This is a genomic window from Methylibium sp. (assembly GCF_031393925.1).
In the GTDB taxonomy this organism is placed as follows: domain Bacteria; phylum Pseudomonadota; class Gammaproteobacteria; order Burkholderiales; family Burkholderiaceae_C; genus Methylibium.
Genome location: NZ_JANMWL010000112.1, coordinates 1 through 21,034, shown reverse-complemented (window position 1 = coordinate 21,034; position 21,034 = coordinate 1). Strand labels below are relative to the sequence as shown.

Here is a 21,034-nt window from a genome sequence, read left to right as displayed (position 1 = left end):
GGCATGCCGAGCTTGGCCGCAACGAAGGCCGCGAACACGGGGCCGTTGCCGCCAAAGCAGAACAGTGCGGTGTCGGCCGCCTTCAGCTTGGCCTCCTTCAAGGTGTTGCCGACCAACTCGGCCATCATCACCACGGCCTCGTCGCGGACCTGCAGCGCGGCCACTTCCACCGACACGCCGAGCGGCTTGGCGACATGCTTTTCGATCGCGACGCGGGCCCGCTCGACATCGAGCTTGCGGCGCCCGCCCAAAAAGTTGTCGGGGTTCAGGTAGCCCAGCGCCAGCAGCGCGTCCGACAGCGTCGCCGCATCACCGCCCAGGCCGTAACAAGCCGGGCCGGGCGCAGCGCCCATGCTGTCGGGGCCGAGCATGACCGAGCCTGCCTTGACCCTGGCCACCGAGCCGCCGCCGACCACCGCCGAACGCAGCACCGCGAACGTCGTCTGCACCGGCACTTCCATCAGTTCGCCGCCGCGCTGCATGACCACCGCGCCGTCGCGAATGACCGAGGCCTTGGTGGTGGTACCGCCGACGTCGAAGCACAACACGTTCGCGAGGCCGTAGAGGCCCGCCATGTAGGCGCCGCCGAAGGTGCCGAACATCGGGCCCGATTCAATGGTGTCGACCGCCTTGGTCTTGCCGATGCGCGCCACGCCGCCGCTGGTGTTGCCGATCAGGAGGGCACCGTTCCAGTTGTAATCGTCGCGCAACATGTCCTCGGCCTTGAACAGCGAGGTGGCGAGCCGCTGGTGCGTGTAGGCGTTCATCAGCGAGTAGTGAACCCGCGTCTGGTCATGGCGCAGCGGCGCCATTTCGCTGCCCAGCAGCACCGGCACGGCGCCGATGATGTGGTCGGGGTACTGGTCCTCGATCACCGCCTTGATGGCGCGCTCGGCCTGGTTGTCGGGGAAGGAGTCGGCCAGGCACACGCAGATGCGGCGCACGCCGGCCTCGAGCAACTGCTTGACGCCGCCCAGCACGTCGGCCGGGGTCGGGTTGGCGGGCAGACCGATGATGGCGCCCTCGGCCACCAGCTCGCCCACCACCGGTGAGCGGCCGTTACCGTAGAGCTTTTGTTCCTGGCCCTTGCCGACCAGCAGGCCGACCTTGGAGCCGCGGCGCTCGCCGAGCACATTGGTCGTGATCGTCGACGACCAGCGGATCAGACTGACCTGGGTGAGAAAGGCCTCGACACTGGCGAACTCCAGATGCCCGGCGGCCTCTTGCAGGCAGCCGAGAAATGAGACCGTGTAGTCGTGCGGTGTCGTGTCGACCTTGAAAGCGTGGCGTGCGGTCCCGTCCGAGACGAGGGCATCCGTCATCGTGCCGCCCGTGTCGATGTCCACGGTGAACATGGCTTTGGTCTCCCGGTTGCCTTCAAGCGAAAGACGGTGGCGGGCACCGTCTTTCTGTCATCCAGGCACTGTAGAAAGCCTGCGGCGCCGGGCCATCCGGATCAATTCCCTAGGAGCTAGGCAATCTGCTTAGTGCAGCGCAGCAAGCTCTCCACACGGCCGCAGGCAAGGGCGCAACAGGGAAATCACGCGCGGCGCGCCTTGCCCGGCAAGGGTGAAATGCGGGCTCAGCCCATGACCGCCGCCACCCGCTCCCCGCTGCACGCGCCGCCGCGCACCAAGGCGAGCCTGCGCCTGCGCGAAGCCGAGTTCCCTTATGAGCTGGTGCTCGAGAACACCGTCGTGGGCATCTGCTATCTGCACGATCGGCACATTCTTTGGGCGAACGCGCGCATGGCGCAGATTTTTGGTTACGAGAGCGGCAAGCTCGACGGCCAGTCGGTGCGCCTGCTCTACAGCACGCAGGCCGACTACGAGGAAGTCGGGCGCATGTCCGCCCTGTCCTGCAACCGCCCCGGCTACACGCACGAGCGCCTGATGGCCACCAAGAGCGGCGAGCTGCTGTGGTGCCTGCTCTCGGGGCGCATGATCGACCCGGACGACGCGCACTCGCGCTCGGTCTGGGTGGTGCAGGACATCACCGACAGAAAGCGCGCCGGGGACCAGTTGCGCCGCGCCAACCAGCGCCTCGAAGAGACGATCGAGCGCCGCACGCTCAACCTGCGCCGCAGTAACGAGGCGCTGCGCGCCGAGGTGGAGCGCAGGCGTGCGGCCCAAGAGCTGTCGGTCGAGAGCCGCGAGAAGTACCGGGCCCTCTTTCGCCACATGCCGCTGGGCGTGCTGGTGACCAATGCCGAGGGCGAGATCGTCGAGATCAACCGCACCTTGCAGACCTACCTCGGCGCCGGCTCGCGCGCCGCCTTCGACACGCTGGCGCGCGAGCCGCATCGCGTGGTGGCGCCCGACGGCAGTGCGCAGTCGCTGGCCGCGCTGGTGGGCGAGCACGCCAAGAGCAGCGTGGCGCGCCGCGTCGACCGCTTCGAGATCGGCTGGCTCGCCGCCACCGGCAAGCGCCGCGACATCTCGGTGGTCGCCGCGCCGATGTCGGGCCACGGCCTGGGGGTTGCCTACGCGCTGGCCGACGTGACCGAGCAGCGCCGCGCGCGTGACCGCGAGCATGCCCAGCAGGCCGCGCTGGCGCATGCCTCTCGCTTGTCGCTGATGGGGCAGATGGCGTCGGCGCTCGCGCATGAACTGGGCCAGCCGCTCAACGCCTGCCAGAGCTACCTCGGCGGCCTGCGCCACCGCCTGGGCGAAGAGCTGGCCGACCGGCCCGAGCTGGCGCAGGCGCTCGACAAGGTGGCCGGGCACCTTGACCAGGCGAGCGACATCATCCGCAACGTGCGCGGCTTCGTGGCGCGCCACCGGCCGGAGCTGGAGAACGTGGACCTGGTGGCACTGGCGCGGCAAACCACGGCGCTGCTCGACGTGCAGTTGCGCGCCGGCCAGGTGCGCACGCAGCTCGCCACGCCGGCCGCAACGATGCTGGTGCGCTGCCATCCGGTGGAGATTCAGCAAGTGCTGGTCAACCTGCTGGTCAACGCCATCGAGGCCATGCAGGAGCTGCCCGTGGAGGACCGCGTGGTCGAAATCGCCATCGTCGCCGAAGGCCGCGCAAAGGTCAGCGTGCAGATCAGCGACCCCGGCGCGGGTGTACCGCCCGAGCTGGCCGAGCGCATCTTCGAGCCCTACTTCACCACCAAGTCGTCGGGCCTGGGCATGGGCCTGATGATCTGCCGCACCATCGTGGAGTCGCACGGTGGCTCGCTGCGGCTGCAGGGCGGCCGCGCACGCGGTGCGTGCTTTCGCTTCACCTTGCCGGTCGTGCGCGACATCGCCCAAGACATTGCCCGCGAGGCCGCCCGATGATGCGCGAAACCCCCGCCGTGCAGGTGTTCCTGCTCGATGACGAAACCGCCGTGACCGACGCCTTGATGTGGCTGTTGGAGTCGGTCAAGATTGCCTCGCGCAGCTTTCACCAGGCCGAGGCTTTTTTGCAGGCCGTGCGCGAGACGCGCGAGCCGGTGTGCGCGGTGCTCGACCTGCGCATGCCCGGCGTGAGCGGCCTGGAGCTGCAGCAACAGTTGCTCGACGAGGGCCTGGACATACCGCTCATCTTCCTGAGCGCGCACGGCGACGTGCCGGCCGCCGTCAACGCCATGCAGCACGGCGCCGTCGACTTCCTGCAAAAGCCGTTCAATTCGCAGGCCTTCCTGCACAGCATCAACCGCATCGTGCGGCTGGCACGCGAGCGCTTCCAGAGCCGGCAGGTCGATCTCGGCGTGCGCCAGCTGCTCGAGCGGCTCTCGGCGCGCGAACTCGAGGTGCTCGACGGCCTGCTCGAAGGCAAGACGAGCAAGCAACTCGCCCGCGACCTGGGCATCAGTCCCAAGACCATCGACGTCCACCGCGCCAGCGTGATGCGCAAGCTGCACGTGAGCAGCGGTGCCGAGCTGGTGCGGCTGGTGGGGGCGGCGCGGGCTTCGGCGAAGGCCGAGTAGCGGCACCGGGACCGGCCAGCCGGCGGCGCGCCGGTAAGCCCGCGACAATTGCCCCATGCAAGACATCGACCCCACGGCGCTCGCCCGCCAGGTGCTCTGGGCGGCCTTCGGGCTGGCCGTGCTGTTCGGCGCGATTGCGCAGCGCACGCACTTCTGCACCATGGGCGCCGTCTCCGACATCGTCAACATGGGCGACTGGACGCGCATGCGCATGTGGGTGCTGGCCATCGCGGTGGCCGTCGTCGGCTTCAACGGCATGGTGGCGCTCGGCTGGCTCGAGGCCGGCAAGACGATCTACGCCGGCCCGCAGGTGTTGTGGCTCTCCGCGCTGGTCGGCGGCCTGATGTTCGGCTTTGGCATGGTGCTGGCTTCGGGCTGCGGCAGCAAGAGCCTGGTGCGCGTGGGCGGCGGCAACCTCAAGTCGCTGGTGGTGGTGCTGGTGCTGGCGGTGTCGGCCTTCGCCACGCTCAAGGGCATTACCGCGGTGCTGCGCGCCAACACGGTCGACCGCCTGGCGCTGCAGCTCGCACCTGGCCAGGACTTGCCCAGCCTCATCGGCAGCGCCACCGGCGTGGCCACGCCGGTGGCGGCCGGCTGGCTCGGTCTGGCGATCGGCGCCGCGCTGCTGGCGTGGGTGCTGCGCCGTCCCGAGGGCCGCAGCGCCAACGTCTGGCTCGGCGGCCTGGGCATCGGCGCGGTGATCGTCGCGCTGTGGTGGGTGTCGGGCCGGCTGGGCTACCTGCCCGAGCACCCGAGCACCTTGGAGGAAGCCTTCCTCGCCACCAACTCACGCCGCATGGAGTCGCTCAGCATGGCAGCCCCGGTGGGGTATGCGCTCGACTGGCTGCTGTTCTTCAGCGACAAGAGCAAGTTGCTGACGATCGGCGTCGTGAGCGTGGCCGGCGTGGTGGTCGGCTCGGCCGCGTGGGCCCTGGCCAGCGGCAGCTTTCGTTGGGAAGGTTTCGCCAACGTCGAGGACACCGCCAATCACCTGGCCGGTGGCGCGCTGATGGGCGTGGGCGGCGTCACCGCGCTGGGCTGCACCGTGGGCCAGGGTTTGTCGGGCGTCTCGACGCTGGCGCTCGGCAGCTTTGTCGCGCTCGCGGCCATCGTTGGCGGGGCGCTGCTGGCACTGCGCTACCAGGGCTGGCGAATCGAGCGCATGGTTTGACATCAATGAGCCCCACGCTCACTGCGCTCACTCGCCCCCCAGGGCGACGAAGGCGCCCCTTCATGGCCCTTGGGGCGGCCCGGCGGGCGCTTGGCCGAGGAAGCCGCGCAAGCGATCGACGGTTTATCAGGGCTTGAGGTAGGCGTAGCCCTGCCCCTGCAGCTTGACCAGCCGCACAACGCCGGAGGGCGTGTAGCTGGCCTCGGCGATGAATTGCTCGCGCTTGAGGTTGCGGTTCTTCAGCGTGATCTCGCAGACTTCGAACTTGACGCCGCGCTTGACCAGTTCCTGCACCGCGATCTCGTAGGGGTTGCCGTTGCGGTCCTTGGCGTCCTGCATCAGGAAGTCGACGCCGGCAGCGTGCGTGACGAAGGTGATCTGCGCAGCCGGGTCGGTGTCGAGGTGGTTCTTCGCGTTGCGCAGCGCGCCCAGCGCCTGCGCATCGGTGTCGTTGATGTGATACGCGGCCTTGTCCTGGGCCAGCGCGCCCATCGCGGCCAGCGCGAGGGACAGGACGACCAGCGTCTTGCGAATGTGCATTTCAATCTCCTTGATCAGCAGCAGGGCTCACCTTGCCGCGGGCGCCGGTGCAAAGCGGGCACGCGGCCCCGCGACGAACGAACGAACGATTCTCCGATGCACCCGCGCTGAATCTGCGTAGGCGTGTCTACGGATTTACCCCTCAGGGCCGGCCACGGCCCGCTCGGGTTCGGGTTTGGTGGGATGGGCGCGGCCGCTGGCGTCGTCGACGATGCGGCTGGCCGAAAGCCGGTGCCGGCTTTGGCAGCGGTGAGCGTCGCAGCGACAACGCCCCGAGTCACGCACCTGCCACCCAACCACCGAGGCTCCCCATGTCAACACCCCGTGTCATCAGCGACGTCGCCCTCGACAACAGCTTCCAGGGCGACACCATCCAGACCTGCATCGTGAGCCGCGACATCCACCGCACGATGGCCGGCATGGTCAAGCTCGGCATCGGGCCGTGGCGTCTCTACGAGTTCGGCCCCGAGACCGTGAGCGACATGACCTATATGGGCCGGCCGGCGCACTACAAGATGAAGCTGGCGCTGGCGTTCTCCGGCAACATGATGTGGGAGATCATCGAGTCGGTCACCGGCCCCAACATCTACGAGGACTTCCTGCGCGATCACGGCGAAGGCATCCACCACGTCGCGCAGGGCTGCAACAACCTGCCCTATGCCGAACGTGTTGCGGCCTACAAGGCGCGCGGCCTGCAGTTGATCCAGTCGGGCACCTGGGCGGGTCGCGTGCCCTACGCCTATTTCGCAAGCGATGGGCTCATTTCCACCACCATAGAAATCTTCGACATCCCGGCCGACTTCGTCATGCCCGAGCCGCTGGAGTGGTACCCGGCCCGTCCATGACCCCACAAACCCCTGTGGGTGTGCTGCTAGCTGCGCCTTGCCAAGCCACTTGAAAGCCACCAAAGAGCCAAGGAGTTATCGTTTCGATGACCGGCCACTTTCAAATCTACGGAGATCGTCATGAGTCAGAGTTTCAGCGAGTTCGAAGCCGATGCGCGCGGCCAGGGTTTCGACGAGGTGTTGGAGCGGCGCTGGGAGCCGTTGACCGTACTGGATGTGCATGCGCACCCTTTCGACGCCAAGGCGATCGTGGTGTGCGGCGAGATGTGGCTCACCGTGGGCGACGACACCCGGCATCTGCGCTCGGGTGACACCTTCGAGCTCGACCGCGAGATCGCGCACTCGGAGCGCTATGGCAGCGAAGGCGCCACCTACTGGGTGGCGCGGCGCGGCGCGGCGCCCACGAGCCCTGCTTCTGAGCAAGTACAGCCATGCTGAAACTCATCAGTGCCGCGCCCAGCCCCTATGCCCGCAAGGTGCGCATCGCGCTGGCTGAGAAGGGCATACCGTTCGAGCTCTTGACTGAAGTGCCATGGGACAGCACGACCTCCTCGCCCAAGCACAACCCGCTCGAGAAGCTGCCGGTTCTGCTGCTCGAAGACGGTAGCAGCGTGTATGAATCGAGCTTCATCCTGCAATACCTCGAGCTTAAATACCCGCAGCATCCGCTGTTGCCGCCCGACGTTGACGGCATCCTGGCCGCGCGCAAATTTGAAGTGCTGTGCGACGGGCTCTGCGACGCGATGGTGCTGACATTTTTCGAGCGGCTGCGCAAGGACGCGGCGAGCCCCGAGTGGGTGGCCCGGCAGCGTCGCAAGATCGATGGCGGCCTGAAGGAGATCGCGCGCCTTGCCGGGCAGCGGACGTGGATGGTGGGCAACAGCTTTGGTCTCGGCGACATCGCCACCGGCACGGTGCTCGGCTACATGTCGCTGCGCTTCCCTGAGATCGAGTGGCGCGGCCCGTATCCAAACCTGGCGGCGCTGTCGGACCGACTCGAACAACGCGCGTCGTTCAGGGCTTCCGTTCCGGTGGCGCAAACCATCGCGGACAAGATCGTCTAGGTGTCACCTCGAGCGGGGTGCCCGTCCGTGGTTCGGCGGCGATGTGACTTGCCGCCGAGCCCTGGCGGGCCTGGCGCGGCAGTCAATCAGTTCACACCCGCCGCGAACACGCTCAAGTCCTGTTCGCCGCCGCGCTTCAACGCGGTCTTGTAGCCCTCGCGTGCGCGCAGCCGAGCCAGGTAGGCCCGCAGCCCGGCGTAGTTGCGCAGGCGGCCGCGGCACTCGGCAAATTCCAAGGTCCAGCCGAGGTTGATGTCGGCGGCCGAGAAGCCGGACGCCAGGATGTAGTCCTGGCCCGCCAGCGAACTCTCGACGTACTTCAAGTTCTTCTCCAGCTCGACATCGTAGAAGCCCTTGAAGGCTTCGTTGCCGCCACCGGTCCAGGCATAGATCAGGTCGACGAGGAGCGGAGGGAAGGCCGTGCCCTCGGAGAAGGCGAGCCATTGCAAATACGCGCCGTAGTCTTTGGATCCCGGGCTACGGCTCAGGCGGCCATCGGCGAAGGTGTGGCAGATGTATTCCATGATCGCCTCGGTCTCGACGATCAGCAGGCCGTCGTGATCGATGACCGGCGACTTGCCAAGCGGGTGCAGCTTGCAAAGCGACTCGGGCGAGCGCTGCGTCTCGGGGTGGCGCTGGTGCTTGACCAAGGTGTACTCGAGACCGAGCTCGTCGCACAGCCAGAGGACGCGCTGTGAGCGAGAGTTGTTCAGATGATGGACAGTCAGCATGGCTAATTTTCCCTTGCAGATGAGCTGCGCTCCACGTGCAGCGAGGGTCAGTGTAAGAGCCTGGCAGGCTTCGAGCCGGCATGAGCACGCACTGACCGCCACCGCCGACCTCGGCCAGCAGGGCATCGGCAAGCGGGTGCATAACTTCAACGTCGCCCTCCAGGGCGCACCGACCGGTGCGGCGGCGCAGTTGCAGGTGCGCGCGGTGCTCGGCCTCGACGAGCTCGACCTCGCGGCGAACGGCCTCATTGCCCAACACCCCGTACGCCCTCTACGGCAAGAAGGCGAGCGGCGATGTCGACGCGATCTTGACGGCGACGACCGACGCCAAGGGGTCGGTGGCGGAGACGCTCGCGTTCGTGCGCTTCTTCGACAACTGGGCGTCTCGCCGCTGCTCGCCGCTGCGAGCGGCTTCGCGCAGCGCGCTGCCGTGGCCCATGCGGTCTATGCGCCGGACGCGCGGCGCGCGGTCGAGGTCGATGCCGAGCACGAGGACCAGCTCGTTGCGTGGTTGTCCAAGCGCATGGGCGCGCGCATGCAGGCGCCGCGCTTGCACGCGCTCGGCTACGAACTCGTCGGCGGGCGTTTGCTGCCAGGCGAAAGCAAGCCGGTGGCGCAGTTCATGTACCAGGACGGCAGCGGCAGCAAGCTGACCCTGTACGCGTCCAACGAGTTGCCGGGTGCCGGCGTGCCAACGGCAACGCCGAACGCGGACACGGCCTTCAGCTTCGCGCAGCGAGGCGCCCTCAACACCTTCTACTGGGTCGACGGCGAGTTCGGTTATGCGCTGTCGGCTGGCGCCGACCGTGCCGAGCTGGCGCGGGTCTCGGCCGAGGTCTACCGGCAACTCGCCAGTGGCGCGCGGCAATGATTTCCGACTTTTTTTGCCACCAACGCCGATGTCGCCATCACCGTCCACGACAACGGCGCCGGCGTCTTCAACAACGCGCCCCATGGGCCGCCCGAAGCCGACGGCCATGGTCTGCGCGACGGGCGTGAACCCAGGCCTGCGATCCGAGCCAGGTGAGGGGTCGATCGAGGCGACGACCATCGCCGGCCCACTATGATCGACGCCTTCGCCATGCATGCACCGCCGCCCCGCACTGTTCCGCAATGCCGCCTCGTGTGGCTGCTGTGGCTCGCGTTGCTGCTGCCGATCGCTCAGGTCACCGCGACCTGGCATGCCTTGTCGCACACCGGCGTGGCCACGGTCGATGCAGCAGGTGGCAAGCAGGCTCCTCACACTGCCCATTGCGACCTGTGCCTGAGCGCGGCAGCGGTGAGCGGTGGCGCGCTGGCCGGCGAGGCGGCGTCCTTGCCGCATCCGGCCGCGCACCACGCGGCGCCGCGAGCCGCTTCCAGCGGCGTCTGGCTGGCCTCGCCCACGCGGGCTTACCGCAGCCGCGCTCCTCCCTTCGCTTCGCGCTGATCGTTGCCCGTGGCGCCCGGCCCGCATTCAGCGGGCGAGCGCGATCCGACGTCTTTGCCCGGAGCGAAACTCATGCACAAGCTGTTGCCGGCGAGCCTTGCGCTTGCCCTGGCCGCGCCATTCGGCGCCATGGCCACCCCCGCGTCCGAGACGCCGTCCGAGCTCGAGGCGCTTCGACAGGAAGTCCAGGCGATGCGCGCGGCCTACGAGACGCGCCTGCAGGCACTCGAGCAGCGTCTGAAGGCGGCCGAAGCGGCGTCGGTGACGGCGCCGCCGCCGGTGGCTGCCGCCGCCCCCACCGCGCCCGCGCCGAGCGCGCTGCCCGCCACCACGCCGGCCATCGCCTCATCGGGCGGCGGCGCCAATGCCTTCAACCCGTCGATGTCGTTGATCCTCTCGGGCCTCTACGCTCGCAGCTCGCAGGACCCGGCGAACTACGCGATCGGCGGCTTCGCCTTGCCGGCGCGCGCGGAGGTCGGCCCCGGCACGCGCGGCTTCAGCCTCGCGGAGTCCGAACTCAGCCTCGCCGCCAGCATCGACCCGTGGCTGCGTGGCGCGGCCAACATCTCGCTGCACCCCGACGATACGGTCGCGGTCGAGGAGGCCTATGTCCAGACCACCTCGCTCGGCTATGGCCTGTCGCTGAAGGCGGGCCGCTTCTTCTCCGCCGTCGGCTATCTCAACCCGCAGCACGCGCACACCTGGGACTTCGTCGACAACCCGCTCGCCTACCAGGCCCTGCTTGGCACGCAGTACGGCGACGACGGCGTGCAACTGCACTGGCTCGCGCCGACCGACCAGTACATCGAGCTCGGCGCCGAGCTTGGCCGTGGCCGCGGCTACCCGGGCAGCGACACGGGCCGCAACGGCGCCGGCATGACGGCGCTCACCGCCCACACCGGCGGTGACATCGGCGACAGCCAGAGCTGGCGCAGCGGACTGTCGGTGCTGAGCGCGAAAGCGAACAACCAGGGCCTCATGGCGACCAACGCAGCGGGCAACAGCGTCACCAACGCCTTCAGCGGCAGCACCCGCGTGTGGGTCGCGGACGCGGTCTGGAAATGGGCGCCGCACGGCAACGCGACCCGCACCTACTTCAAGCTGCAAGGCGAGTACCTGCGCAGCACGCGCAGCGGCAGCCTGGTCTACGACGTCGGCAACGCCGACAGCCTGGGTGCCTACCGCGCCGTGCAGTCGGGCTGGTACCTGCAGGGGGTCTACCAGTTCCTGCCGCAATGGCGCGTCGGCCTGCGCACCGAGCGCCTGGACCCCGGCACGCCGGACTACGGTCTGAACTCGGCGTTGCTCGCGAGCAGCGGCTACCGGGCGCACAAGAATTCGCTGATGTTCGACTTCAACCCGAGCGAGTTTTCGCGCCTGCGCCTGCAGTTCGCGCAGGACCGCGCGCGTGCGGGCCTCACCGACAACCAGCTTTTCCTCCAGTACCAGATGAGCCTGGGCGCGCATGGCGCGCACAGCTACTGATCGCCTCTGCATTCGAGGAGCCAAGATGATGAATCGCATGTCTTCGTTCGCCCTGTTCGCCCTGCTCACCGCGCCGTTGGCGCTGCTGTGCTTGCCCGCGCATGCCGCGTTGCGTGTCTTCGCCTGCGAGCCCGAGTGGGGCGCGCTGGCGCAGGAGCTGGGCGGCAGCCTCGTTGACGTATCGGTCGCCACCAGCGCACTGCAGGACCCGCACCAGATCCAGGCCAAGCCGAGCCTGATCGCGCGTGCGCGCAATGCCGACCTGGTGGTCTGCACCGGCGCCGAACTGGAGATCGGCTGGCTGCCGGTGCTGTTGCAGCAGTCGGGCAACGCCAAGGTGCAGCCCGGCCAGCCCGGCAACTTCGCGGCCGCGGACTTCGTGCGCAAGCTCGACGTGCCAGGCCAGCTCGACCGCTCGCAGGGCGACGTGCATGCGGCCGGCAACCCGCACATTCAGACCGACCCGCGCAACATCGCGCTGGTGGCCACGGCGCTGGCGACCCGGCTGCAACAGGTCGACCCCGCGCATGCCGGCCAATACGCCAAGGCCCAGGCCGACTTCGCGCAGCGCTGGCAGCAGGCCATCGATCGCTGGACCGCACAGGCGGCACCGCTGAAGGGCGCGCCGGTGGTGTCGCAGCACAAGGCCTTCGTCTATCTTTACGACTGGCTGGGCCTGAAGGAGGTGGCCGTGCTCGAGCCCAAGCCCGGCGTCGAGCCGACCGCGTCGCACCTGCAATCGGTGCTGTCGACGTTAAAGGGCGCGCCGGCGCGCATGGTGCTGTACTCGGCCTACCAGGACCCGCGCCCGTCCGAGTGGCTCAGCAAGAACGCCGGCATCCCGGCGGTGAAGATTCCATTCACGGTGGGCGGCAGCGACGCCGCGAAGGACTTGTTCGGCCTGTTCGACGACACCGTGGCCCGCTTGCTCGCTGCCGGGGCCAAGCCATGAACTGGAGCGCGCTCGACTGGGGCATCCTCGGCCCGGCGCTGATCGCCGGGCTGCTGGTGCTCGCGACCCATGTGCCGCTGGGCACCCAGGTGCTGGACCGCGGCATCGTCTTCATCGACCTGGCGATCGCGCAGATCGCCGGGCTCGGCGTGATTGCCGCCGACGCGCTGGGCCTGCCCGAGGGCGGCATGGCGGTGCAGGTGGCCGCCGTGTGCGCGGCCCTGCTCGGCGCCCTGCTGCTGACCTGGACGGAGAAGCGCGCGCCGCAGCAGCAGGAGGCGCTGATCGGCGTGATGTTCATCCTGGCGGCCTGCGCCAGCATCCTGCTGTTGGCCGGCAACCCGCATGGCGGCGAGCACCTGAAGGACCTGCTGGTCGGGCAGATCCTGTGGGTCAACACGACGCAGCTGCTGTGGCTGGCCGGCGTGACGGTGCTGCTGCTGGCGGCGCTGGCGCTGGGCTGGGTGCAGCGGCTCGGGCGCTTTGGCTTCTACGGCGTCTTTGCACTCGCCGTCACCGCGTCGGTGCAGTTGGTGGGCGTGTACCTGGTGTTCGCGAGCCTCATCATCCCGGCGCTCGGCACGCGCGCGCATCGCGGGGCGCTGCGCCACGGCATTGCCTATGGCATCGGGGCGCTGGGCTACGCACTCGGCCTGGCGCTGTCGGCCTTGTTCGACCTGCCGTCGGGGGCCGTGATCGTCTGGACCCTGGCGGCCTGCGCCTTGCTCGCGGCGTGCGCGTTGCGCCCCGACGCCGCACGGACCTGAGCGTTGCCACAATGCCGCGCCGGGCCGGGCGCACGCCCAACCCACCGGGCACGCAGGTGGCCGCATGCGTCCGCGACAATGACATCCCCGTTTTAAGCAGAACCGGTTCGGGCATCCGATGCGACAAGCGGCGAAGCGGCGTGACGGCTGCCGTGAACGCGGTGGCCAACGCATGTCGGTCTCGCGGCGCCGCGTGCTGGCGTGGGCCGCGGCCGTGGCGTGCCTGGGGGCGGGCGCACCGGCCGCGGGTGCCGAAACCGCACCACGCGTGCGTTCCGACTGGCCGCAGTGGCGCGACTATCTGTCGCAGTTCGTTCAGGCCGACGGCCGGGTCATCGACGACCAGCACGCCACGCGCTACACCACCTCGGAGGGCCAGGCCTACACCTTGTTCTTCTGCCTGGTGGCCAATGACCGCAGCCGCTTCGACACGCTGCTGGCGTGGACCGAGCGCCACCTGGCCGGGGGCGATCTGGCGGCCCGCCTGCCCGGTTGGCGCTGGGGTCGCCGCGACGACGGCAGCTGGTCGCTCGTCGACGCCAACCCCGCCGCCGATGCCGACCTGTGGCTGACCTACACGCTGTTCGAGGCGGCGCGGCTGTGGAGCGAGGCGCGCTACGCGGCCATCGCGCACGCCCTCTTGCGCCGCATTCGCGAACTCGAGACGGTCGACCTGCCCGGCTTCGGCTGGATGCTGCTGCCGGCGCCGGCGGGCTTCCGGCTCGGGGCGCAAACCTGGCGCTTCAACCCGAGCTATCTGGCGATTCACCAGCTGCGTTTGTTCGCGCGTCACGATCCCGGCGGCCCTTGGCTCGACCTTGCCGCCAACACCGTGACGATGCTGCGCGCGACGGCCCCGCTCGGCTTCGCGCCGGACTGGGTGAACTACAGCGCCGAGGCCGGCTGGCATGCCGATGCCGCGAGCCCGGCCGAAGGCAGCCATGACGCGATCCGCACCTACCTGTGGGCCGGACTGCTGCATGCGCACGATCCGCTGCGCCCGGCCTTGCTGCGCAGCCTGGGCGGCATGCGTGACTGGCTTGCCGCGGGCCAGCCAGCGCCGCCGCTGCGCGTGCGGACCGACCGTGGGGCGGCCGCCGGCACCGGCCCGCCGGGCTTTTCGGCGGCGCTGCTGCCCTACCTGCGATCGTTCGGCGAGACGCGGCTGGCGCAGCGCCAGATGGCCCGTTTGCGAGCGGCAACAGTGGCACCGTCGGCGGGAGCCGATGCCGGCGCGAATGCGGCCTTCAGCGCTTCGGCCGATGCGCGACCCAACTACTACGACCGGGTGCTCGGCCTGTTCGGGCAGGGCGCGCTGGAGGGACGGTTCCGCTTCGACCGGCACGGCGCACTGCAAGCGGCCTGGCACCCCGCGACGCCGTCCCGGCCATGATCAGAACAGCTTCGATCCGGCAATGCCGACATAGACGCTCTGCTCGCCGTCGCGCGAGCGCGCGCGGCCGGCGATGAGCTCGATCCAGCCCCCCGACCCGAAGGTCGTGCCGACGAACGCGCCGCGCTGCTCGCTGCGGTAATTGGACCCCTGGTACGCCGCGCCCTCGACGCCGGCACGCCAGCGCTCGACGGGGTGCAGCCCCAGACGCGCGCGCAGGAAGCGATCGTTCGTGCCGAAGCTGTACGCGCCCAGCGCTTCGGCATTGATCAGCTCATTGAAGTCATAGCGCGTGGCCACTTGCGGCGTGACGGTAAAGCGCGTCCCCGTCGGCCCGTCGCTGGGCACGTCGGCACTCAGGCTGGTGTGGCGCACGCCCAGCGCGAGCGACGCATCGGCCGTCAAGGGCCCGATGGTCCAGGCGTAGCCGAGCCCGCTCTCGATGCCGGGCGCACTCGCGCGCGCTTGCAACTCGCGGCCGTTCAGCACGGTGTCGTAGCGGTAAGTCAGCCAGCTCGCCATGGTCCTGCGAAACCAGCCCTGGCCCAGGCTACCGCCCCGGATAGGCTCGATCAGCCCAAGGTGGGTAAAGCTGCTGCGCGACGAGCCCTGGACGCCGCCGATAACGAGGGACGGCCGCTCGTCGGCGGCGACGGCGGCGCCGACCAGCGTGGCCGACGCCAGCATCGACCGAAGCGTGATGGCGGCGGCGCGCGCCGCGACCCGCCACGTCGCAAGGGCGGTCATGCCCCGCCCTTGTCGTCGCGCCGCTGGCCCTCCTGGACCGAAAAGTACCGGCGCCGGTAGCTCGCCAACACAATGCGCGTCAGCACCATCAGCAGCGCCATCACGGCCACGAGGATCAGCAGCGCCCACCATGGGTACTGCGAGACCCACAGGCCCAGGCCACCGCGCAGCGAGTAGGCGGTGTAGGGCGCGTCGTCCGCCGACACCGCCTGCACCGTGGTGCTGCCCGGGCGCCACAGGGCGAGACCGCCGCGCAGCTGCGCCCACTGCCCGTAGCCCACCACGTCGTGCATGCCGGCCTGCACCTCGGCGGGTGTGGAGGCCACGAACACGGTGAGCGGCTCGCCCCCTTCGAGCACCGTGACGGCGAGCGTGTGCTGCGCGAGCAGGCCGTCCAGCGCGACCTGCGCACCCACGATCGTGGGTGCGCCAGGAGGGCCCTGCAGCGCCTCGCGAAGGCGCTGCAAGGTGTCGCTGCCCTCGAGCACCGGCACCTCGACCGAGCGGATCAGCGGCACCGGTAGATTCAGCCGGCCGGCCTCGCCCAGACCGGCGGCCGAACGCACGGCCGGCGGCAGGCGATCGAGCGATCCGACCCAGAGACGGTTGGTCGCATCCTTGTCTTCGCCGACCATCAGCCTCGATCGCAGCAGCGGGCCGTGGAACACCTGCGTGAGCTTGGCCAGCAAGGTCAGCCCGGCACCGACCGTCGCATCCTCGCCATCGGTGAGTTGCAGCGCCATGCCGACGCCGACACGCGCCGTGGTCACCACGCGCCCGTCGGTTGCGAGCAAAGCCAGGTCGGGCCGCTTGAGCGGGCTGCCGCTGAAGGTCTGCACCGTGCTGTCGTCGTAGACCGTGACGGCCAGGTTGCCGGGAAAGAAAGGCTTGCAGTCGCCGCCGTTGGTCTGCGGCACCAGCACCGGCTGCAACTCGAGCGTGTTCCAGCCTGGGCGCAGCGCGCCGGTGGGGAAGCTGATGGTGTAGTTGTCGTAGACGCCACCGGTGGCACGGTCGAGCGGGATCGAGCCGTGCATCACGCCGTTGGCCATGACGTTGAGCGCCGACTGCGCCGACATGCCGCTGCCATAGCTCAGGTGAACGCGAATCTGCGCCCGACCCTGCCAGCTGCCGTTCCAGAAGCGCAGCGACGCACCGCCGGCAGTGACGCCGCTGAAGGTGGCGGTCGAGTAGCCCAGCGCGCTCAGGGGAAAGGCGTCGGTCGAGGGCTTGAGCGCAGCGGCGATGTCGGTGACGGCGCCGGGCGGTGGCAGCTTCAGCTCGGCAATCGACACCCATTCGCGGTCCGGCCAGGGCATACGCTGCATGGCCAGCGCCGTCGCCACGACCGGCAGGTCCTCTTCCTTCTGCGCGGCCAGCACGAGCACGAAGCGCGCGGCATCGCCGGGCAGCTGCCGCAGCGCCGCGACCGGGCCCGAGCCGGCCGGAATCGGCATCCCTTGAAGGTAGGACTCGAGTTGCTCGAAGGTGCCGATCACCACCGCGCCGCGCGCGCCGGCCGGCAGCGTGCTGCCGAGCGCTGCCAGCGCGGGCGGAAAGCGCGCCGTCGCCAGGCGCACCGGCACGTAGTCGAAGCGCTCGCCGATGCCTTGCGCCACCAGTCCCATGGCCGAGAGCATGGGCGCCGACGGTGCGGCGGCGGTCAGCACGCTGACGATCGACGGCTCGGCGAGCACCGCCTTGTCGAACAGCGCATCGAGCCGGTCAAGCCGCGTCGGCACCGCCTTGGGCGAGGCGGTGATGACAAAGCGCGAGGCGGCGATGTCGATCTCGGTCCACAGCTGCGGCGCCATCGGGTATTCGCACTTGTCGGTGTAGTGCTGCGCCACCGTCACCTGCACCTCGTTGAAGCCGTCGTGCAGCGCGGCCGCGGCGATCGCGATCTCGCGGCGAAAGTTCTGCAAGCGCCCGTCGATGCGGAACTGATGCACCACGCGACCGTTGACCGAGACCTCGAGCTGCGACGTCTCGTTCAAGGCCAGGGACACCGTACCCACCAGTTCGAGCTTCACGTCCTCGGCCTGCCACAGCGCCGGCATGGGCAGCGAAAAGCGCGTGCTGGCGGACGTGCTCGACAGGCGCACCGGCCGTTCGTGGCCCGCCAGGCGAGAGAGCGGCAGCACGAAGCGCGTGCTGCCCGCCGCGCCGACCTTCGCCTGAGCCTCGCGCGGCGCGGCCTGAGCCAGCGCCAAGTCGAGCGGCACCACGGCCGACAGCATGCAGACCAGACAGGAGCCCAGGGCGATGACCAGTCGGTGACGCAGGGTTTGCAGGAAGGACACAGGACTCATTCGGGACTTCGGGGGATCGATCCGGGTGCCACGCGGTGCAGCACGAGGACGGCGGCCTGCCGGGCCAGCATGGCAAGGTGCCCCAAGCCGTACGTCAACGCATAACGGCACAGGGACAGCAGACCGGTCAGCACGCTGCGCCCGCCATGGCGTCGGCCATTGTTGCGTACCAAACGCTCGCTCGAGCCGAAGGCGAAGTCGATCGCCAGCCGCTCTTCGGCCATTGAGCTGCACACATGCTTGAAGCCCAGCCGCAGCTGCGACTGGCCGATGCGGCGCCACGCCACCAGCTCGCCATGAAGGCTCGCGCTGCGCCCCGGCAGCTCGATCTCGACGACAGCACGCGGTGCGTCGCCCGGCAGCGGCTGATCCGTCGCCAGCTCGACGATCAGCCCCACGCCCGATGTCGATGCATCGGTGGCGACGCCCTCGTAGGTCTGCCCGTCCACATGCACGCGCACCCGCTCGTCGTGCCGCAGCCGGGGCTCGGCGCGCAGCTGCTTGCGCTCCAGGGTGATGCCGAGCGCGCCGAGCAGCAGCAGCACGTCAAGCACGGCCCAGAACATCACGAAGCCGATTGCGCCCTGGTGGGTCGGCTCGCTCTGCAGGCGCTGGATGCCCGCCACGATGCCGAGCAAGGTCAGGCCCAGCAGCAGGTAGAACGGCCGCGCCAGCGACGAGATGAAGTCGCGGTCCAGCACCTCGCCCTTGGGCGTGACCTTGAACGACGGCGAGCGCGGCCGGCGCATCACCTCGATCAGCCCCAGCAGCACGTAGATCGACTGCACGATTTCGTAGAGCTGGGACATGAAGGGCCAGCGCACGCGACCGTAGAAAAACTGCGTCGAAACCAGCGAGGCCAGCAAGGCCGGCCCGGCGTAGGCCAGCAACTGCGGCGCGGTGGTGTCGCACAGGTTGATGCCGAACAGCAGATAGGCGGGCGGCGCGAGCAGCATCACCACGCGCGCCGCGGCGAAGCCCCAGTAGAAGGCGAAGTTGGTGTAGAGCACGCGCTGCGTGAACGTGAGGCCGGGCAAGCGCCAGGGGTTCTTGAGCAGGAAGATCTGCAACATGCCCTGGCCCCAGCGCACCCGCTGCACGATGAAGCCCGAATAAGTCTCGGGCTGCAGACCCGACACCATCGGGCGGTTGTAGTAGGCCGACTTGTAGCCGAGTGCCAGCGCATCGAGCGTGGTTTCCGCGTCCTCGGTGATGGTCTGGCCGGACACGCCGCCGAGCTGGTCGACCACCTTGCGCCGCAGCACCGCGGCCGAGCCGCAGAAGAAGGACGTGCCCCAGAAGTCGAGGCCCGGCTGCATCACGTCGTAGAACAGCTCGTTTTCGGCCGGCGAGGTCTTGTAGGTGTCCAGGTTGCGCTCGACCGGGTCGGGGCTCACGAAGTTGTGCGGCGTCTGCAGCACGAACAGCTGCGGGTCGGCAAGAAAGAAGCCGACCGTGCGCTGCAGGAAGTCGGCCGCCGGAATATGGTCGCAATCGAGGATGAGCAGCAGCTCGCCGCTGGTCTGCGCGAGCGCGCTGTTGATGTTGCCGGCCTTGGCATGCAGGTTGCGCTCGCGCGTGCAATACCCCGCACCGAAGCGCGCCGCCAGCGCCTGCAACTCGGCCTTGCGCTCGCGCGCCGCGAGCGCCTTTTCCGGGTTGGCGTCGTTGCACTTCTGCGCCGTGCCGCCGTCGTCGCACACGAACACATGCAGCTTGTGGCGCGGGTAGTCCATCTGCGTGGCGGCGATCACCGTCGGCCACAGGATCGCGACATCTTCGTTGTAGGTGGGGATGTAGACGTCGACATGCGGCAGCTGGTCTTCATCGTCGGGCAGCGGAATCGAGCGGCGAAAGTACGGCTCGCTGTTGATGAAAAAGCCCAGCAGCATGTTGATGAAGCCGTAGGTCTCGGCCAGGAACAGCAACAGGCCGGCCAGCATCGAGACGATGCCGAACTGCAGCGGCAGCGAATCGGTCGCCCGCCAGTGCATGTAGCGCAGCGACATGAAGGTACACAGCAGGATGATCAAGAGGCGCGCCAGCCGCCGCGCGCGCATGGTGCGGGCGCGGCGCCCGAACTCGTAGCACACGCCCAGCAGCGCGAGCAGCGCCACCGAGGCCACCACCTGCGCATGCAGCGATGCAGGAATCAGCGCGACGTAGACGAACACGCAGGCCATCACCAGCCACAGCAACAGCTGCAGGCGGTGGGCGTGCTCGAATGCGAATGGTGGGCGCGGTGCGGGTTTTTGTGCGACGACGGACATGGCAGACGCAGGTGTGCTTCGATGAAAGTCACGGTGCGCAAATGTCGCGTGCCGCGGCCCGGCAGGACAGGACGCGCGATTATCGGCGCGCTGGCTCCCACGCGGCTGACAAGTGCCGGCAGCGAATCCAAACGTGCATCTGCCCGCTCTGCGGCCGATCCAGCAGCATCGTCGGCGCAAGGGATCGCTGAACTGCCCGTGCTGAACATCAGCATCCATCACGGCAGTCAGCATCAAGAACCAGATGAGCCAAGTCCTGATCAACCAGTACCTCGCGCAGCTCGACGTGCAAACCGCGACGGTGACCGGCATCGCGAAAGGAACCGCGGTCGCATCACCGGCGCTCCTTGCGCGGCTGGCGCAGCCGTGCTGTCGTACCCGCCGCACGCGGCTAGCAGCGTGGCGAGCAGCGCGGCGGCGATTGCGCGTGTCGCGCGTTGGATGAAGTGAGTGTGCATCGAAGCCTCCTTAGGCTGCGTGGCAATCACGCAGCACCTGGAGACAAAGACGCAATCCGTCGGCAAAAGGGATCACGCGGGTCCGTGCCGGCGGCGCGGGTTGTACCAACCCTCGATGTAGGTGAAGAGGGCCAGCCGCGCCTCGGTCTTGGTCGGCCAGCTGCGCCGGTCGATCAGCTCGCATTCGAGCGTGGCGAAGAAGCTCTCGGCCATTGCGTTGTCGTAGGCGTCGCCTACGGTGCCCATCGAGGGCCGCACGCCCATCCTCTTGCAACGCTCGCCGAAGGCAATGCTTCTTCGATGCCATCGCAACCCACTCCTTGTTCGTTGGTGTTGCGACAACCGGTTGAATTCACCCTGGCTGCCCTGGTCGCTGTGGTGGATGACGCCCTTGGGCTTGCGCTGCTGCAGCGCCATGTTCAGCGCCGCGAGCACCAGCTCGGCTGTCATCTGCTCACCGATGGCCCAGCCCACGATGCGCCGGCTCCACACGTCGAGTACGACGGCCAGGTAGATGAAGCCAGCCCAGGTGGGCACGTAGGTCATGTCGGCCACCTCCAACCGGTTCGGGCTGTCGGCCTTGAACTCACGCTGGACCAGATCGGGCTCAGGCCGCTTGCCTTCGCCACGGCGCGTGGTCACGATGAAGGCGCGGCGCCGGCTGATGCCGCGGATGGCGTTCTCACGCATCAGCCGGGCCACGCGCTGGCGGCTGAGGGCCACACCTTGATCGATCAGCTCGCATTCGAGCGTGGCGAAGAAGCTCTCGGCCATTGCGTTGTCGTAGGCGTCGCCTACGGTGCCCATCGAGGGCTGGATGCCCATCCTCTTGCAACGCTCGCCGAAGGCAATGCTTCTTCGATGCCATCGCAACCCACTCCGTGTTCGTTGGTGTTGCGACAACCGGTTGAGTTCACCCTGGCTGCCCTGGTCGCTGTGGTGGATGACGCCCTT

Annotated in this window: 19 protein-coding genes; 12 read left to right on the top strand and 7 right to left on the bottom strand. The window is 68.7% G+C overall.

The genetic code is table 11. The features are described from left to right. Positions 1-1,355 (bottom strand): hydantoinase/oxoprolinase family protein (locus RMO12_RS06630; protein ID WP_309638684.1); only part of this gene is annotated, 1,355 nt, incomplete at its 3' end. Positions 1,356-1,589: 234 nt separating this feature from the next. Between RMO12_RS06630 and RMO12_RS06625 the strand changes: the two genes are divergently transcribed. Genes RMO12_RS06625 through RMO12_RS06615 form a run of 3 tightly spaced genes read left to right on the top strand, consistent with a single transcriptional unit; the run spans position 1,590 to position 5,087 of the window. Beyond that, on the top strand, positions 1,590-3,284 hold the full coding sequence (locus RMO12_RS06625; protein WP_309638683.1) for an ATP-binding protein: 1,695 nt from the start codon (positions 1,590-1,592) through the stop codon (positions 3,282-3,284). After that, a complete protein-coding gene (locus tag RMO12_RS06620; RefSeq protein WP_309625783.1) occupies positions 3,281-3,916 on the top strand; it encodes a response regulator in 636 nt (211 codons plus the stop codon). The genes RMO12_RS06625 and RMO12_RS06620 overlap by 4 nt, the downstream gene beginning before the upstream one ends. Before the next feature lie 55 nt (positions 3,917-3,971). Beyond that, a complete protein-coding gene (locus tag RMO12_RS06615) occupies positions 3,972-5,087 on the top strand; it encodes a YeeE/YedE family protein (RefSeq protein WP_309638682.1) in 1,116 nt (371 codons plus the stop codon). Between the two features lie 126 nt (positions 5,088-5,213). Here the strand turns inward: RMO12_RS06615 and RMO12_RS06610 are convergent, their stop codons facing one another. Further along, positions 5,214-5,627 (bottom strand): DsrE family protein, encoded by a 414-nt coding sequence (locus RMO12_RS06610; protein ID WP_309638681.1) that lies wholly within the window; start codon positions 5,625-5,627, stop codon positions 5,214-5,216. A 311-nt stretch (positions 5,628-5,938) separates the two neighbouring features. On the opposite strand from RMO12_RS06610, the gene RMO12_RS06605 reads away from it, so the two are divergent. From RMO12_RS06605 to RMO12_RS06595, 3 genes are all read left to right on the top strand, one after another. Then, on the top strand, positions 5,939-6,472 hold the full coding sequence (locus RMO12_RS06605) for a VOC family protein (RefSeq protein ID WP_309638680.1): 534 nt from the start codon (positions 5,939-5,941) through the stop codon (positions 6,470-6,472). 120 nt (positions 6,473-6,592) lie between these two features. Beyond that, positions 6,593-6,910, top strand: a complete 318-nt coding sequence (locus RMO12_RS06600) for an AraC family transcriptional regulator (RefSeq protein ID WP_309625787.1) — start codon at positions 6,593-6,595, stop codon at positions 6,908-6,910. After that, a complete protein-coding gene (locus RMO12_RS06595; RefSeq protein ID WP_309638679.1) occupies positions 6,904-7,536 on the top strand; it encodes a glutathione S-transferase N-terminal domain-containing protein in 633 nt (210 codons plus the stop codon). The genes RMO12_RS06600 and RMO12_RS06595 overlap by 7 nt, the downstream gene beginning before the upstream one ends. Before the next feature lie 86 nt (positions 7,537-7,622). On the opposite strand, the gene RMO12_RS06590 is transcribed toward RMO12_RS06595, so the two are convergent. Then, positions 7,623-8,267: a glutathione S-transferase gene (locus tag RMO12_RS06590; protein WP_309638678.1), complete on the bottom strand. Its 645-nt coding sequence runs from the start codon at positions 8,265-8,267 to the stop codon at positions 7,623-7,625. Between RMO12_RS06590 and RMO12_RS06585 the strand changes: the two genes are divergently transcribed. The 6 genes from RMO12_RS06585 (at position 8,266) to bcsZ (ending at position 14,293) form a co-directional block, all read left to right on the top strand. Then, a complete protein-coding gene (locus RMO12_RS06585; protein WP_309638677.1) occupies positions 8,266-9,138 on the top strand; it encodes a hypothetical protein in 873 nt (290 codons plus the stop codon). The genes RMO12_RS06590 and RMO12_RS06585 overlap by 2 nt on opposite strands. Before the next feature lie 210 nt (positions 9,139-9,348). Beyond that, positions 9,349-9,696, top strand: a complete 348-nt coding sequence (locus RMO12_RS06580; RefSeq protein WP_309638676.1) for a hypothetical protein — start codon at positions 9,349-9,351, stop codon at positions 9,694-9,696. A gap of 72 nt (positions 9,697-9,768) precedes the next feature. Continuing rightward, a complete protein-coding gene (locus tag RMO12_RS06575; protein ID WP_309638675.1) occupies positions 9,769-11,181 on the top strand; it encodes a hypothetical protein in 1,413 nt (470 codons plus the stop codon). A 37-nt stretch (positions 11,182-11,218) separates the two neighbouring features. After that, complete coding sequence (locus tag RMO12_RS06570) at positions 11,219-12,133, top strand: metal ABC transporter solute-binding protein, Zn/Mn family (protein WP_309638674.1); 915 nt, start codon at positions 11,219-11,221, stop codon at positions 12,131-12,133. Next, positions 12,130-12,900, top strand: a complete 771-nt coding sequence (locus RMO12_RS06565) for a metal ABC transporter permease (protein WP_309638673.1) — start codon at positions 12,130-12,132, stop codon at positions 12,898-12,900. The genes RMO12_RS06570 and RMO12_RS06565 overlap by 4 nt, the downstream gene beginning before the upstream one ends. 172 nt (positions 12,901-13,072) lie before the next feature. After that, complete coding sequence (gene bcsZ / locus RMO12_RS06560; RefSeq protein WP_309638672.1) at positions 13,073-14,293, top strand: cellulose synthase complex periplasmic endoglucanase BcsZ; 1,221 nt, start codon at positions 13,073-13,075, stop codon at positions 14,291-14,293. Here bcsZ and bcsS read toward each other — a convergent pair whose 3' ends face one another. The 4 genes from bcsS to RMO12_RS06540 all read right to left on the bottom strand — a co-directional run. Continuing rightward, positions 14,294-15,040 carry a cellulose biosynthesis protein BcsS gene (bcsS, locus tag RMO12_RS06555; protein ID WP_309624918.1) on the bottom strand — a complete coding sequence of 249 codons (747 nt, stop codon included), beginning with the start codon at positions 15,038-15,040 and terminating at the stop codon, positions 14,294-14,296. It lies immediately after the preceding gene. Next, entirely contained in the window at positions 15,037-17,352 is a 2,316-nt protein-coding gene (locus RMO12_RS06550; protein WP_309638671.1) for a cellulose biosynthesis cyclic di-GMP-binding regulatory protein BcsB, read from the bottom strand. The genes bcsS and RMO12_RS06550 overlap by 4 nt, the downstream gene beginning before the upstream one ends. Continuing rightward, entirely contained in the window at positions 17,349-19,622 is a 2,274-nt protein-coding gene (gene bcsA / locus RMO12_RS06545; RefSeq protein ID WP_309638670.1) for a UDP-forming cellulose synthase catalytic subunit, read from the bottom strand. The genes RMO12_RS06550 and bcsA overlap by 4 nt, the downstream gene beginning before the upstream one ends. Positions 19,623-20,152: 530 nt before the next feature. Continuing rightward, positions 20,153-21,034: IS3 family transposase (locus RMO12_RS06540; RefSeq protein ID WP_309638669.1), on the bottom strand; the 882-nt coding region annotated here is incomplete at its 5' end.